Genomic DNA, 15,236 nt, shown 5'->3' with positions numbered 1-15,236 from the left:
ATGAGTAAAGTAGCAATTATAATGGGAAGCAAGAGCGATTTGCCTGTAATGCAAGACGCTATAGATATTTTAAAAGACTTTGATATTGATATTGAAGTTGATATTGTCTCTGCACATAGAACACCCGAAAAACTATTTGATTACAGTAAAAACGCACACACAAGAGGTATCCAAGTAATTATTGCGGGAGCTGGTGGTGCTGCACATTTACCAGGTATGGTTGCATCCTTATCACCTTTACCAATAATTGGAGTCCCTGTAAAGAGCAGCAACTCTATAGATGGCTGGGATTCTGTGCTTTCTATTTTACAAATGCCTGGTGGTGTTCCTGTAGCAACAGTGGCACTCAATGGCGCAAAAAATGCCGGAATTTTAGCCGCGCAAATTATAGGTAGTTCAGACCCAAATGTACTCCATAAAATAATAGCTTATAAAGAAGGCTTAAAAGCTAAAGTTTATGATTCTGCAAAGGACTTGTAAAAAGGCCTCAACTTTCGTCAAGGCCATTTAGCTATTAATCAAATCTTAGGAATAATTTTATCACTCTAAAGATTTTACAAAGATAAAGCTAAACTCAGTAATCATACTCTTAATTTTTAGTTAAAATTCAGACAGTCAACTAGTTAAACAGAAACCACAACAAAAAAATGACTCTTCTTAATAAACCGTTCAACACGCCATATAATACAGCGCCTTTTTCTAAAATAAAAACAGAAGATTACCTTCCTAGTTTTAAAACTGGTATAAAAAACGCCAAAGCAGAAATAGACGCTATTACTAATAATAGTGATGCACCAACTTTTAAAAACACCATTGAAGCCTTAGAGTACTCTGGTGAAGCATTAGACCGTTTATCGAGTCTTTTTTTTAATTTAAATTCTGCTGAAACCAATGAAGAAATTCAAAAAATTGCACAAGAAGTTTCGCCTCTACTGTCAGAATTTAGTAACGATATTACCTTAAATGAAGATTTGTTTAAACGCGTAAAAGCGGTTTATGATTCTAAATCTACCTTAGAGTTAACCACAGAACAAGCGACACTTCTCGACAAAAAGTATAAAGGTTTTTCTAGAAATGGTGCCAATTTGCCTGAAGATAAAAAAGAAAAACTAAGAGCTATTGATAAAGCATTAAGTCAATTAAAGTTAAAATTTGGCGAGCACATTTTAGCTGAAACCAATAAATTTGAAATGCATCTTACCAATGAAGATGATTTGGCTGGTTTACCTGATGGCGCAAAAGAAGCCGCTAAACAATTAGCAGAAAGCAAAGATAAAGACGGTTGGTTAATCACCTTAGATTACCCAAGTTATATTCCGTTTATGACGTATGCAGACAACAGAGCATTACGTGAAAAATTATCAAAAGCCTTTGGACGAAAAGGATTTCAGAATGACGAATTAGACAATAAAGACATTGTTCTAAAAATTGCGAAGCTTCGTTTTGAACGCGCACAACTCCTAGGTTACAAATCACATGCTCATTTTGTTTTAGAAGAACGCATGGCGGAAACTCCAGAAAAAGTGACCACCTTTTTAAATGACTTATTAGATAAAGCAAAACCAGCTGCGCAAAAAGAATTTAAAAAACTTGAAAATTTTGCCAAAGATTTAGATGGTATCGATCAACTACAAAAATGGGATTCTGGTTATTATTCAGAAAAGTTGAAACAAAAATTATTCGATCTCGACGATGAACAGCTGAAGCCTTATTTTAAATTAGAAAACGTTATCAACGGCGCTTTTCAGGTTGCAGAAAAATTATTCGGGTTACAGTTTGAAGAAATTGACACCATAGACAAATACCACGAAGATGTTTTAACCTATAAAGTTACAGATGCCGAAGGCGAATTAGTGTCTATTTTCTATGCTGATTTTTTTCCTAGAGCAGGCAAACGAAATGGTGCTTGGATGACATCTTACAAACCACAAATGATTAAAGATGGTAAAAACGAAAGACCACATATTTCTAACGTTTGTAATTTTACCAAACCAACAAAGAGTAAACCTTCGCTACTAACCTTTAATGAAGTAACAACATTATTTCATGAGTTTGGACACGGACTCCACGGCATGCTAGCCAATACAACGTATCCAAGTCTTTCTGGCACAAGTGTGTTTTGGGATTTTGTAGAATTACCAAGTCAAATTTTAGAAAATTGGTGTTACCAAAAAGAAGCTTTAGAATTATTTGCCAAACATTATGAAACTGGTGAAGTCATTCCTATGGCATTAATTGATAAAATCACGGCATCATCAACCTTTCATGAAGGTATGCAAACCCTACGTCAAATTAGTTTTGGTTTATTAGATATGTCTTGGCATGGTATAGATCCTTCTAATATTAAAGATGTAAAAGCACACGAGGTGGAAGCATTTGGAGACACTAGTTTATATCCTGATGTAGCAGAGAATTGTATGAGTACCTCGTTCTCTCATATTTTTCAAGGCGGTTATTCTTCTGGCTATTACAGTTATAAATGGGCAGAAGTTTTAGATGCTGATGCTTTTGAATATTTTAAAGAAGAAGGTATTTTTAATAGAACGGTAGCTCACAAATTTAAAACCTATATACTCTCACAAGGAGGTACAGAAAATCCAATGACTTTATACAAGAAGTTTAGAGGCCAAGAGCCACAACCTGAAGCGTTATTGAGACGTGCTGGTTTATTGAAATAAAAGAACATAAAAAGAGAGAGACCTTAAACTCTCTTTTTATATAAAACAAACTTTCAATAATTACTGAAAGTTTAAAAATTATTGTATATTTGCGTATGGAATATTTAGAAGCTAAGGATAAATTTATAAGTACATGGGGAAGTTTAGGCTCGCTTTGGGGCATTAATAAAGCTATGGCACAGATTCAAGCATTGTTATTTATTTCTACAAAACCGTTGTCTATGGAAGACATTATGGAAGATCTTAAAATTTCTCGTGGCAATACCAGCATGAATTTAAGACAGCTCATGGATTGGGGCATTGTAACCAAAGTTTTAGTTTCTGGAGAACGCAAAGAGTTTTTTACAACCGAAAAAGATGTACAAGAATTAACACGAATAATTGCAAAAGAAAGAAGCCGAAGAGAAATTCAGCCTGTTTTAAAAGTTCTAGATGATGTATCGTCTATTAAAGATGATGGAACAGATAAAACAAAAGAGCTCATCAAACAAACAAAAGCACTACATGATTTAACCATAAATGCTGACGCTATGTTAAATAAATTGGTCACTCAAAAACAAAATTGGTTAACTAAATCAATTATTAAATTATTGAAATAAAAAAATTTAAATATAACTTTCAATATTTTCTGAAAGTTTAATAGTAATAAAATTATGAAAACTTTATACCAACTAAACAAAATCGTTTTAATTATTACCTTAATCCTCTACTTAACATTAATTCTAGGGTTATATGCCCAAGTGGTCTTAGGAGCTATCCAATTATTGAGCGCATTGAGCATAACTTGTTATTGGAAACAATTAAAAAACGACAATAAAAAACAACTCCTAACCTATTGGCTAATTGTTATCCTTTACGGCATTGGTTGGCTCCTTGAAATAGATCTTAACGACTTCCGGTGGATAGGCATTACCATCATACCAATGTCTATCGCCATATATTTTGTCTGGCTATTAAATAATGTAAAAAACGTTTATCATGACATCTAAAAGCTATCATAGCAACAACATCTTCATGACAGGACATTGGGAAGACTTAATTATTTCAACGTTTGAAGTAGACAAAGAAATTTTAGAATCTTATTTGCCTAACAATACAGAACTCGATTTATATAATGGTAAAGCTCTAATGAGCATGGTCGCATTTACGTTTTCTAAAGTGAATTTTTTTGGGGTAAAGATTCCTTTTCATCAACATTTTGGACAAATCAACTTTCGGTTTTACGCTAAGTCTACCGTTGATGGTACTAAAGGTGTCGTTTTTATTCGAGAGTTCGCACCTAAACCGTTAATAGCTTTAACAGCAAACTTATGCTATAACGAACCTTATTTTTATAAAAACATTAAAGTTAGGACCACCAAACACAAGGCGCATCGAACGTTAAAATATTCATATAAATCAATGCAAATTGCAGCAGATGTATCACATAAAACGACTGCTTTAACAGAAAAATCATTCGATAAATTTATTGTGGATCGCTATATCGCTTTTGTAAAACAGCATAAAACAAAAACTATGCAATACAAAATACAGCATAGACCATGGAAAATCGTTCAGGCCTTCACCATACATAATAATAACAACATCATTTCTATGCTACCTAAAGTATTTAAAAATGCAAAATATATAAAAACATGTGTCGTTGATGGCTCATTTGTTTCTGTAGAACAAGGGCAGTTGCAACCCAATCGTAATCCCAATATTTTTGCCTAAAATTAAGTACAACACTAAAAAAACTATTCAATCACACCATTGGCTAAAAAAACGCCCTTAAAATATCATTTTTTTAACTTATTTTTGACAAAGCAATGAAAAAGAAAAATGCCTAAGCACAACATAGACCCAAACAATTGGGTGAAATTATATTCCGATTACTTATTTAATTATACGATTACGCGTGTCAATGATCGAGAAATTGCCCAAGATTTAATTTCTGAAACCTTTTTAGCAGGACTTAAATCAATGAAGAATTTTAAAGGAGAAGCCAGCGAACGCACTTGGTTGATTTCTATTTTAAAACGAAAAATTATTGATTATTATCGCAAAATTAATTCTAACAAAGGAAAGGCCGAAGTTAGAATGGGATACATAAACAGTGATGAAGCAGAAGGTGACTGGCTAGAAGAACGTGTTTCAGATCCCTTTGACAAAACTGCAGAAGACACTTTAGAGAACACTGAATTAGGAGATGCCATATACGACTGCTTAGAAAAACTCCCAGTAAAACAAGCTGATGTTTTTAAAAAGAAGACTATTTTAAATTATGATACAGAAACTATTTGTAATGAATTAAATATTACTGCGTCTAATCTTTGGGTAATCATTCATAGAGCTAGAACGGCATTAGCAGATTGTATGGACAACAGTTGGTTTAATTAGACCAAAAATTACCTTAATTTAATATTAAAAATGAAGAAAAGTTTGTTATTTATTAACTGTGATGAAGCCAAGCATATTTGCGATAAAGCCGAATATGGAGAAGCAACGGATTGGGAGCGCTTCAAACTTAATATACGTCTTTTATATTGCCACATTACAAAGAGCTATTTTAAAAAGAATAAAACGTTGACAGAAAACATAAAAAAATCTAATGTTAAATGTTTACAATCGGAAGAACGCAGTAAAATTGAAAAGCAATTTAACGAAGCCTTAGCCGAGCAAAATAAAAATTAACCACCACACAATTGGTAAACTTTCTACCCAAAAGGCACTGTGGTATTTAGACTGATCTTTTTTTGAAACTAATAAAAACACACCAGTTAAAACTGAAATACTAACAGTAGAAATAATAACCTTAATAGATAACGTATCCTTAAAATAATTTAGTAATACAAAAAGCATCAAAAGTAAAACGCCTATAATTTTGGTGTTTTTTATGCCTATTTTTTGAGGAATTGTTGCCAGCTTTATACTATCATAATTCAAATCTCTTATTTCAAACGGTAACATTAATACCAGTACAAAACAAAACCGTTGAAATCCTGTAATCATTGCATCAAAACCTATAGGAACCTCTTCATTGACTAACGGCAAAAAAACGGTTACTACTGTCCAAATTAAGGCAATAAGATACACCTTTAAACCTCCTATTTGTCTTAAATTTTTGTGATCATCAAAAAAATAATGTTTTGGTACCATTACGGGAATCGCATAAAAAAAAGTAATAACGCCTAAAATACCTGTAAGAATTAAGGCTTCAAATTTAAGGCTTATAACAAAAAAACACATGGCTAAAAAAGCGAGTAAAGAGAACATTTGTATGACTCTTAGCCAACGTGCTAAACTGCGATGATGAAACTTTGCAACGCCAAAGAATTTCACAAAATTATACCCAGAGATCGTTGCAAAAAACACAAATCCAAAAAGATTGAAATCCCAGTCTAAGTTAAATTCAAGACCTGTAACCCAAACCAATGCAGAAGCAGCTAAAGCAACGTGTATGCTACTGTTTAAGTAAAAATTAATAACCTGTTTTAGCGCCTGCATGACACAAAAATAAGGATTGTGTTAATAACCTCAGCTTTCGGTTAAAAACTTTAATTAGCATTAACAAAATTACTTGGGTAAAACTGTATTTTTGCAAAACAAAATCATTTAATATTTATAATGGATACGACTTCTTTTGCACTTAGACATATAGGACCCAATGCGGATGAACAACAAGCAATGTTAACTTCAATTGGTGTTAAAAATATTGACCAACTAATTACAGAAACTATTCCAGATAACATTCGTTTAGAAAAGGATCTTAATCTAGATGCCGCAATGAGCGAACAAGAATATTTAAGTCATATCTATAAATTATCACAACTTAACAAAGTTTATAAATCTTATATCGGCTTAGGTTATCACCCAACAAATTTACCAGCCGTAATACAGCGAAATATCTTAGAAAATCCGGGTTGGTACACGGCTTACACACCATACCAAGCAGAAATTGCACAAGGACGACTAGAGGCATTGTTAAATTTTCAAACTATGGTTATAGATTTAACAGGTATGGAAATAGCCAATGCATCACTCTTAGATGAAAGTACTGCAGCAGCAGAAGCTATGTCGTTATTATTTGCTGTTAGAGACCGTAGCCAAAAGAAAGCCAACATTAATAAATTCTTTGTTTCAGATTTAGTATTACCTCAAACTATTTCTCTATTAGAAACAAGAGCAAACCCAATTGGTGTAGAACTCGTCATAGGTAATGAAGCAGACTATAATTTGTCTGGCGAATATTTTGGAGCACTCCTACAATATCCTGGAAAAAATGGTCAGATTACGGACATTAAAGGATTTATTGAAAAGGCAAATGCTGAGAACATAAAAGTAGCAGTTGCAGCTGACATATTAAGTTTAGTAAAACTTGAAGCACCTGGTAAATTTGGTGCAGATGTCGTAGTCGGAACCACACAACGTTTCGGAATTCCAATGGGATATGGCGGACCACATGCTGCTTATTTCGCAACGAAAGAAGCTTATAAACGTGATGTGCCTGGCAGAATTATTGGTGTCACAAAAGATGCCAATGGCAACAGAGCTTTACGTATGGCTTTACAAACACGTGAGCAACACATTAAAAGAGATAAAGCCACATCTAATATTTGTACAGCACAGGTATTATTAGCAGTGATGGCAGGAATGTATGCCGTATATCACGGTCCTAAAGGATTAACATTTATAGCAGATAAAGTTAAAAATTCAACCGCTACGCTAGACAATGCTTTAGAACAGTTAGGTTTAGAACAAGTAAACACTCATTATTTTGATACTCTTCAAATAAAAGCAGATGCGGTAAAAGTTAAATACGAAGCAGAAAAACGCGAAGTCAATTTTCATTATCCAGACACAAATACCGTTACAATTTCATTAAACGAAACCACAACCATTTCAGACTTAAATGAAATCATTACCATCTTTGAAACGGTAACAGGTAACACTACAGATAAAATTGAATCGCTTTCTACGGACAAAACCATTCCTGATCATTTAAAACGTCAATCAGAATTTTTAACTTTTGAAGTTTTTAATACCTACCATTCTGAAACCGAGTTAATGCGCTACGTGAAACGTTTAGAGCGTAAAGATTTAGCATTAAACCACTCCATGATTTCCTTAGGTTCTTGTACCATGAAATTAAATGCAGCTTCAGAAATGCTACCATTAAGTTGGAGCAGTTGGGGTAATATGCATCCATTTGTACCTGCAGACCAACCTATTGGTTATAAACTCATGCTAAAAGAACTAGAAAACTATCTTTCCGAAATTACTGGGTTTGCCGCAACGTCTCTACAACCAAATTCTGGAGCTCAAGGAGAATTTGCTGGTCTAATGGTTATTAAAGCATATCACGAATCTCGTGGCGATCATCATAGAAACATCTGTTTAATTCCGTCATCTGCACATGGTACAAATCCTGCTAGTGCTGTAATGGCTGGCATGAAGGTTGTTGTAACTAAAGCCTCTGAAAATGGCAATATAGATGTTGAAGATTTAAAAGAAAAAGCAGAATTGCATAAAGACAATCTTTCTGCATTAATGGTAACTTACCCATCTACACATGGTGTATATGAGTCAGCTATTAAAGAAATCACACAAATAATTCATGATAATGGAGGCCAAGTATATATGGATGGCGCTAACATGAATGCACAAGTAGGCTTAACTAACCCAGGAAATATTGGTGCAGATGTTTGTCACTTAAATTTACATAAAACCTTTGCCATACCACATGGTGGTGGTGGACCTGGAGTTGGCCCAATATGTGTCGCAGAACAACTGGTACCTTTTTTACCAGGAAACCCAATCGTTAAAACAGGAGGACATCAGGCCATTTCAGCTATCTCTGGAGCGCCTTTTGGATCGTCCTTAGTCTGTTTAATTTCTTATGGCTATATAAAAATGTTGGGCTATAAAGGCCTTAAAAAAGCGACAGAAATTGCAATACTTAATGCCAACTATATCAAAGAACGTTTAGAAGGTTCTTACCCTACATTATACTCTGGAGAGCAAGGTAGAGCTGCACACGAAATGATTATTGATTGTCGTGATTTTAAAGCCAATGGCATTGAAGTCACAGACATTGCAAAACGTTTAATGGATTATGGGTTCCATGCTCCAACAGTATCATTTCCTGTTGCAGGAACCATGATGATAGAACCTACAGAGAGTGAAAGTAAAGCAGAAATGGATCGTTTTTGCGATGCCATGATTTCCATCAGAAAAGAAATCGATTTGGCCACAAAAGATGATTCTAATAATATGCTAAAAAATGCACCTCACACATTAGATATGCTAACCTCAGACAACTGGCTATTGCCATACTCAAGAGAAGCGGCAGCTTTTCCTTTAGAGTTTGTTAGAGCTAATAAATTTTGGCCAAGCGTGAGACGTGTAGATGATGCTTTTGGAGACAGAAACCTCATCTGCAGCTGCACACCAATTGAGGACTACATGTAGGTCTAATGAGCACATCTTAACATCATAAAAACATAATTTTTTTGTGTTTTTAAGAATATTAATTAAAATAAATACGATATTCTTAAAAATTAAAGCTTTAAATCTTAAAATAAAAGATAAGCCTTTAATATTAATTAACTTCGTAAGACTGAAAATAGAAAAGAATGGCGATTAGAATTACAGGAACGGGAAGTTATATACCTAGCATAATTGAAAAAAATGAAGATTTTTACGAGCATGAATTTTTAAATGCAGACGGCTCCTCCATAAATAGTCCGAACGAAGTAATTGTAAAAAAGTTTAAAGCCATTACAGGGATTAAGGAACGTCGTTATATTAAAAAAGAACTATTAAATTCTGATATTGCATATTTTGCCTCTCAAAAAGCCATTGAAGACGCCAAAATTGATAAAGAATCTATTGATTATATTATTGTAGCTCATAATTATGGCGACGTACAATACAATACAGAACAGAGTGACACTGTACCTAGTATTGCCTCTAGGGTTAAACACTTATTACAAATCAAAAACCCAAAATGTGTGGCATACGACCTACTTTTTGGTTGTCCTGGATGGATTGAAGGTGTTATTCAGGCCAAAGCATTCATAGCCTCTGGCCTTGCCAAACGTTGTTTAATTATTGGTTCGGAAACGTTATCTAGAGTTATAGATAAACACGATAGAGATTCAATGATCTATAGTGATGGAGCTGGTGCCGTTATACTTGAAGAAAATAACGAAGCAGGTGGTATTTTAGCGCATGATACAGCAACATTTGCCTTAGATGAGGCACATTATATATATTTTGGCGAAACCAATAATGCAGAAATAACAGACAAACGTCGTTATATAAAAATGTACGGTCGAAAGATCTATGAATTTGCACTTTCTAATGTACCAAGTGCCCTAAAAGCATGTTTAGAAAAAAGTGGAAAATCTATTAATGACGTTAAAAAGATTTTGATTCATCAAGCTAATGAAAAGATGGATGAAGCTATTGTGGAACGCTTCTATAAATTATATGATATGGAAATGCCAGAAGGTATAATGCCAATGTCTATTAACTTATTAGGAAATTCTAGTGTAGCGACTGTACCTACATTGTATGATTTAATTTTAAAAGGACAATTAGATCATCAAGAAATCAATAAAGGCGACATTATCCTATTTGCTAGTGTTGGTGCTGGGATGAATATAAATGCAATTATTTATCAGTATTAATTGAGACAACTCCGTTTCTAGATAGTATATATGTACGAAAAAACATATCCAAATAAACGATTTAAACTCACGCTTCAGTTTTTACAAAAGCATATTGACACCTCAGAAACGATATTAGATTTAGGCGTAAAAAACCCATTATCTGAAATAATGCTTAACCAAGGTTATTCGGTAGAAAACACATCAGGAATTGATTTAGATGAAGATCGTTCCGAAATCGAAAACACTTCGGCTCAAGTGGTCACTGCTTTTGAGATTTTTGAACACCTCTTATCTCCATATGAAGTATTAAAATCCATAAAAACAGATAAATTAGTTATTAGTGTACCGTTAAAATTATGGTTTGCTGCTGCTTATAGGAGTAAAACGGATATGCGAGACAGACATTTCCATGAATTTGAAGCTTGGCAACTCGATTGGCTCTTAGAAAAAACAGGATGGCGTATAAAGGACAGCCAAAAATGGACTAACCCAGTAAACAAAATAGGCTTAAGACCCATTCTTAGAAGGTTTACGCCTCGTTATTATATTGTTTACGCAGAAAGAGCTTAACTTTGAAAAAATGATTTTCAAGATTTGAACTTTTACATCATCATTCCTGCACATAACGAAGAAGATTTTATTGGTAAAACCTTAGAGTCTTTAACCCAACAGACCTTATTGCCAAAAGCGCTTATTGTAGTGAATGACAATTCTACTGATAACACACAAACCATAGCTTACGATTATGCTTCAAAATTCCAATGGATTTCGGTGGTCAATTCAACATCGTCAAATAAACACTTACCAGGTTCAAAAATCATTAATGCCTTTAATAAGGGATTAGCCGTTTTAGATCACAATTATGACGTGATTTGTAAATTTGATGCAGACCTTATTTTTCCTGATAATTATTTAGAAATAATTTCAAAGCATTTCATATCTAACCCAAAATTAGGAATGGCTTCTGGCTTTTGCTATATACAAAAAAACAACGATTGGGTGTTAGAAAACCTAACCAACAAAGATCATATTAGAGGTGCGCTCAAAACATATAGAAAGGCCTGTTTTAATCAAATTGGCCAACTGAAAGCTTCAATGGGTTGGGATACTGTAGATGAATTACTTGCAAAATATCATGGTTGGGACATTTTTACTGATGAGAGCTTACATGTAAAACATCTTAAACCAACAGGACAATCATACAATAAGGCTTCAAAATTTCTACAAGGGGAAGCTATGTATAAAATGCGATATGGTTTTTGGATTACTTTTATTTCAGCAATAAAACTAGCTTACAAAAAGAAGAGTATCCATTTGTTTAGAGACTATATGTCTGGATATTTCAAAGCTAAATCTAATGCTCTGGACTATTTAGTATCTAAAGAAGAAGGTCAATTTATTCGCGATTTACGCTGGAAAGGCATTAAAGCTAAGTTTTAATACTTAGAGCATGTGCTTTCTCAGGTTGTTCGTAATGACGACGTGTTAGAAACTCCAGCTTTTATAGCTTCTAGACGCTTCTAATTTAGTTTCTATACCATCCTCTAACTCAGGAAAAAAATCAATACCTGTTAGCGCTTCTACCTCATCTACAGACACCACAAACTTATATAATGGTTCATTAGAATCTTCATGCTTCATTAAAAATGCTAGCATCTTAATTTTACCATTGGTATGATCTAAAATCACTTTGTAAAACTGATTTGGCACAGCGACATCTTCAGTCCCAATTGTTTTCATGTTACCAGATAAAACACCACCTGTTATTACAAAAATACCATCATTTTTTTTCGCCCAATATCTTACTTTCTGCTCCAATCTATTCCAAACGCCAGCATTAAATTGATGTTCTTGAGGACTAATATTACTTGTTAAAAAGGTTTCATCGTGGGCAGATTTTGTAAATCGTCGATCACCTGCAGGACACAAATGGCCTTTATCGTAACCTGATTTTTTATAATTCCTCCAATGTGCTGCTCCTGTTTTTACAGCTTCATCAATTTCAAAATAGGGTCTTTTATGATTTGTAGAACTTAAATGCGACGCTTTTAATTCATACGCTACCCATTCCGCTTGCTCATGAGGTTCACTATAAGACAAGGAATAATTTTGATGATGAATGATTTGATTGGTCGTACTTGTAGGCAAAAAGTAAGTATTGGTATTTTCTTTGACTGTTTTACCTGCATTTACTACACCTTCCTCTAATTTAGAATTAAGATAAAAATCGTAACTATAAATGGCAATTGCAATAACAATAGCAATAATGGTAAAGATTGGCTTTTTTTTCAAATCCAAAATTTAATCAATTACAAACCCTAAAACACTTCCCGTCGCGCCATTAGGAAAACTAATCCCTAACAATGCAGAAATTGTTGGTGCTATGTCTGGTATTACAGTCTTTTTTAGTGTTTCTCCTTGCTTTATACCATTGCCAAAGAATAATAATGGTACATGCGTATCGTAGTTTAATGCACTTCCATGTGTAGATCCTGTTTTCCCATAAGCTATAAATGCAGGATCATTTACTAAAATAACATCACCTGAGCGCTTTTGATTATAACCGTTTTGCAATAGTGCTTCTATGCCTTCTGAAAAACCAGCCGAACTTAAAGCCGTTGCGGTATAAACTTTAGAAATATTTGGGTATGTCAACTGTTCCATTGCTATTTCATTCTGCACATCAATAAGATTCAGCCCTAATGATTTCACTTTTGCTCTATCTACAAAAATCTGATCATTGCTAACATTTTCTACCAGATCTGTCGTGCCATAAGTTTCAGTTAAAAATTTATTAAACGTTTCCTTTCTAGCATAATTATCGACATATCCTGCTGGTACATTCACTGATTGTAAATAAGAAGGTACATCTACTGCACCATGGTCTGCCGTTAAAAACACAGTATATTCTCCTTTACCAACTGTTTCATCTAAATAGTTAAAAAAACGTTCTAAATCTTTATCTAAACGAATATAAGTGTCTTCAATTTCTTTTGAATTAACACCAAAATTATGACCAACATAATCCGTCGCAGAATAACTTACAGCCAAAACATCTGTAATATTATCTTGCCCTAAATTCTCTGCCTTTACAGCTGCTATTGCAAAGTCTGTAGTAAGACTATTTCCATAAGGTGTTGCCTTTAATATATCAAAGCCTCTATTAGTTTCACTTAAAGTTTTTAAGTCGTATGGAAATGTAGCCGTTTCTTTGCCTTTAAAACCACCTTCAAAATTGTTTAGGTCTGTACCACTTTCTGTGTAAGTAGAAATATCATAAAGTGTATTCCAAACTTTCAAATATGATTGTGCATATTCTGATGCATTAAAATCTTTCACCCATTGCGGCAAATCTTCCATATAAAAGGAGCTAGAAATCCATGCACCTTCCTCTTTACCATGAAACCAATATGCTGCGTTCGCTGTATGACCAGCTGGTAAAATTGCACCTCTATCTTTTAGTGAGACACCTATAGTTTTCCCTTGCATTTGAGTAAACAATCTATTTTCATCGCCAAAGGTTGTTGTTTGCATTCTATGCGGTGACATCTTACCTGCAGCATCAGATGTACCAACGGAAGCTACATTGTCATCTTGTGCACAGTATACCATAGTTTTAATTTCCTTATCATAAAAATTATTACCAATGATGCCATGATACTTAGGTGTAGTGCCTGTATAAATAGATGTATGTCCAGGACCTGTATACGTAGGCACATAATTAAAGTGATTGTTTTTACAATTAAAACCTTCACTAATTAAGCGTTTAAATCCGCCATTTCCGTACTTAGCATCAAAACGTGTTAAATAATCATAACGCATTTGATCTACTACAATACCAACAACCAACTTAGTTCTAGATGTCGTGTCTGAGTCTGATGTCACTTGCGTAGTAACTTCCGCCTTGGTAATTACCGTATTATTTTGAGACCCACAAGACCCTAACAATAACAAAAATGCAACTAAAGTGAAGATATTTTTCATTGTAATAAACTTTAAATTTTGAATTTCAAAAATACAATTTTAAAGTTATCTCAATTTTAATTTAAGGTAATTTCCTTGAATTTAATTTTAACACATGCACGCATTTTTTAAATGTGAAAAAACCATGAATATGCTCATTTCATAATCATTTTTTATACTTTAGCATTAATGAAAACACCCATCACTTACCTAGAAAACATAGGTACTTATTTTATAATGATAAAGGACATTTTTCGCAGACCCACAAAATGGTCCGTGATGAAACCTCTAATTCTAAAAGATATCGATGATCTTATTATAGGATCTTTAGGAATTGTAGCCTTTATTTCGTTTTTTGTTGGAGGCGTTGTGGCGATTCAGACATCTCTGAATATGACAAGCCCTATTATGCCAAAATACCTCGTTGGTTTTGCGACTAGACAATCTATTATTTTAGAATTTGCTCCGACATTTATTTCTATTATTATGGCAGGAAAAGTTGGTTCATTTATAACCTCTAGTATCGGAACCATGCGTGTAACGGAACAAATTGATGCGCTCGAAGTTATGGGAATAAATGGAATTAACTACTTAGTATTTCCTAAATTTATTGCTTTAACCCTGTATCCATTTGTAATATCTATTGCCATGTTTTTAGGTATCTTAGGTGGATTAATTGCATGTGTTTATGGCGGTTATGGTACCATGGAAGATTATATAGAAGGTGTACAATTAGATTTTACGCCCTTTCATTTTATATACGCATTTATAAAAACGTTTGTTTTTGCATTTTTATTAGCTACTATTCCATCGTACTACGGTTATTTTATGAAAGGTGGTGCCTTAGAAGTTGGAAAAGCCAGTACAACCTCATTTGTATGGACAAGTGTAATGATCATTTTGGTTAACTTTTTACTAACTAGTTTATTACTTGGATAAT

General features: G+C 33.7%; 14 protein-coding genes. 11 read left to right on the top strand and 3 right to left on the bottom strand.

Features of this window, described 5'->3' with window-relative positions:
• The 6 genes from purE to HNV08_RS13115 all read left to right on the top strand — a co-directional run bounded on the left by purE (position 1) and on the right by HNV08_RS13115 (position 5,351).
• Complete coding sequence (gene purE, locus HNV08_RS13140) at positions 1-480, top strand: 5-(carboxyamino)imidazole ribonucleotide mutase (protein WP_173281792.1); 480 nt, start codon at positions 1-3, stop codon at positions 478-480.
• Between the two features lie 167 nt (positions 481-647).
• Complete coding sequence (locus HNV08_RS13135) at positions 648-2,678, top strand: M3 family metallopeptidase (RefSeq protein ID WP_173281791.1); 2,031 nt, start codon at positions 648-650, stop codon at positions 2,676-2,678.
• Positions 2,679-2,773: 95 nt separating this feature from the next.
• Complete coding sequence (locus HNV08_RS13130) at positions 2,774-3,277, top strand: GbsR/MarR family transcriptional regulator (RefSeq protein ID WP_173281790.1); 504 nt, start codon at positions 2,774-2,776, stop codon at positions 3,275-3,277.
• Between the two features lie 379 nt (positions 3,278-3,656).
• Positions 3,657-4,391 (top strand): DUF2071 domain-containing protein, encoded by a 735-nt coding sequence (locus HNV08_RS13125; RefSeq protein ID WP_173281789.1) that lies wholly within the window; start codon positions 3,657-3,659, stop codon positions 4,389-4,391.
• A gap of 108 nt (positions 4,392-4,499) precedes the next feature.
• On the top strand, positions 4,500-5,057 hold the full coding sequence (locus tag HNV08_RS13120) for a sigma-70 family RNA polymerase sigma factor (RefSeq protein ID WP_173281787.1): 558 nt from the start codon (positions 4,500-4,502) through the stop codon (positions 5,055-5,057).
• Between the two features lie 30 nt (positions 5,058-5,087).
• Positions 5,088-5,351 (top strand): hypothetical protein, encoded by a 264-nt coding sequence (locus HNV08_RS13115; RefSeq protein ID WP_194242020.1) that lies wholly within the window; start codon positions 5,088-5,090, stop codon positions 5,349-5,351.
• Here HNV08_RS13115 and HNV08_RS13110 read toward each other — a convergent pair.
• Positions 5,328-6,164: a UbiA prenyltransferase family protein gene (locus HNV08_RS13110; RefSeq protein ID WP_173281786.1), complete on the bottom strand. Its 837-nt coding sequence runs from the start codon at positions 6,162-6,164 to the stop codon at positions 5,328-5,330. The two genes, HNV08_RS13115 and HNV08_RS13110, sit on opposite strands and share 24 nt — an antisense overlap.
• Before the next feature lie 120 nt (positions 6,165-6,284).
• Between HNV08_RS13110 and gcvP the strand changes: the two genes are divergently transcribed.
• The 4 genes from gcvP (at position 6,285) to HNV08_RS13090 (ending at position 11,773) form a co-directional block, all read left to right on the top strand.
• Entirely contained in the window at positions 6,285-9,128 is a 2,844-nt protein-coding gene (gene gcvP, locus HNV08_RS13105) for an aminomethyl-transferring glycine dehydrogenase (protein ID WP_173281785.1), read from the top strand.
• Positions 9,129-9,292: 164 nt separating this feature from the next.
• Entirely contained in the window at positions 9,293-10,351 is a 1,059-nt protein-coding gene (locus HNV08_RS13100) for a 3-oxoacyl-ACP synthase III family protein (RefSeq protein WP_173281784.1), read from the top strand.
• A gap of 30 nt (positions 10,352-10,381) precedes the next feature.
• On the top strand, positions 10,382-10,903 hold the full coding sequence (locus HNV08_RS13095; protein ID WP_173281783.1) for a methyltransferase domain-containing protein: 522 nt from the start codon (positions 10,382-10,384) through the stop codon (positions 10,901-10,903).
• A 24-nt stretch (positions 10,904-10,927) separates the two neighbouring features.
• On the top strand, positions 10,928-11,773 hold the full coding sequence (locus tag HNV08_RS13090) for a glycosyltransferase (protein WP_173281782.1): 846 nt from the start codon (positions 10,928-10,930) through the stop codon (positions 11,771-11,773).
• Positions 11,774-11,818: 45 nt separating this feature from the next.
• On the opposite strand, the gene HNV08_RS13085 is transcribed toward HNV08_RS13090, so the two are convergent.
• Together HNV08_RS13085 and pafA are read right to left on the bottom strand one after the other, a co-directional pair.
• Positions 11,819-12,625 carry a DNA/RNA non-specific endonuclease gene (locus tag HNV08_RS13085; RefSeq protein ID WP_173281781.1) on the bottom strand — a complete coding sequence of 269 codons (807 nt, stop codon included), beginning with the start codon at positions 12,623-12,625 and terminating at the stop codon, positions 11,819-11,821.
• 9 nt (positions 12,626-12,634) lie between these two features.
• Positions 12,635-14,317, bottom strand: coding sequence for an alkaline phosphatase PafA (gene pafA, locus HNV08_RS13080; RefSeq protein ID WP_173281780.1), 1,683 nt, complete (start codon positions 14,315-14,317; stop codon positions 12,635-12,637).
• Positions 14,318-14,497: 180 nt separating this feature from the next.
• On the opposite strand from pafA, the gene HNV08_RS13075 reads away from it, so the two are divergent.
• On the top strand, positions 14,498-15,235 hold the full coding sequence (locus HNV08_RS13075) for an MlaE family ABC transporter permease (protein WP_173281925.1): 738 nt from the start codon (positions 14,498-14,500) through the stop codon (positions 15,233-15,235).
• The last annotated feature ends 1 nt before the right edge of the window (position 15,236 follow it).

This window comes from Winogradskyella eckloniae (genome assembly GCF_013249045.1).
Lineage (GTDB): Bacteria > Bacteroidota > Bacteroidia > Flavobacteriales > Flavobacteriaceae > Winogradskyella > Winogradskyella eckloniae.
This window is presented reverse-complemented; position numbering and strand designations above follow the sequence as displayed.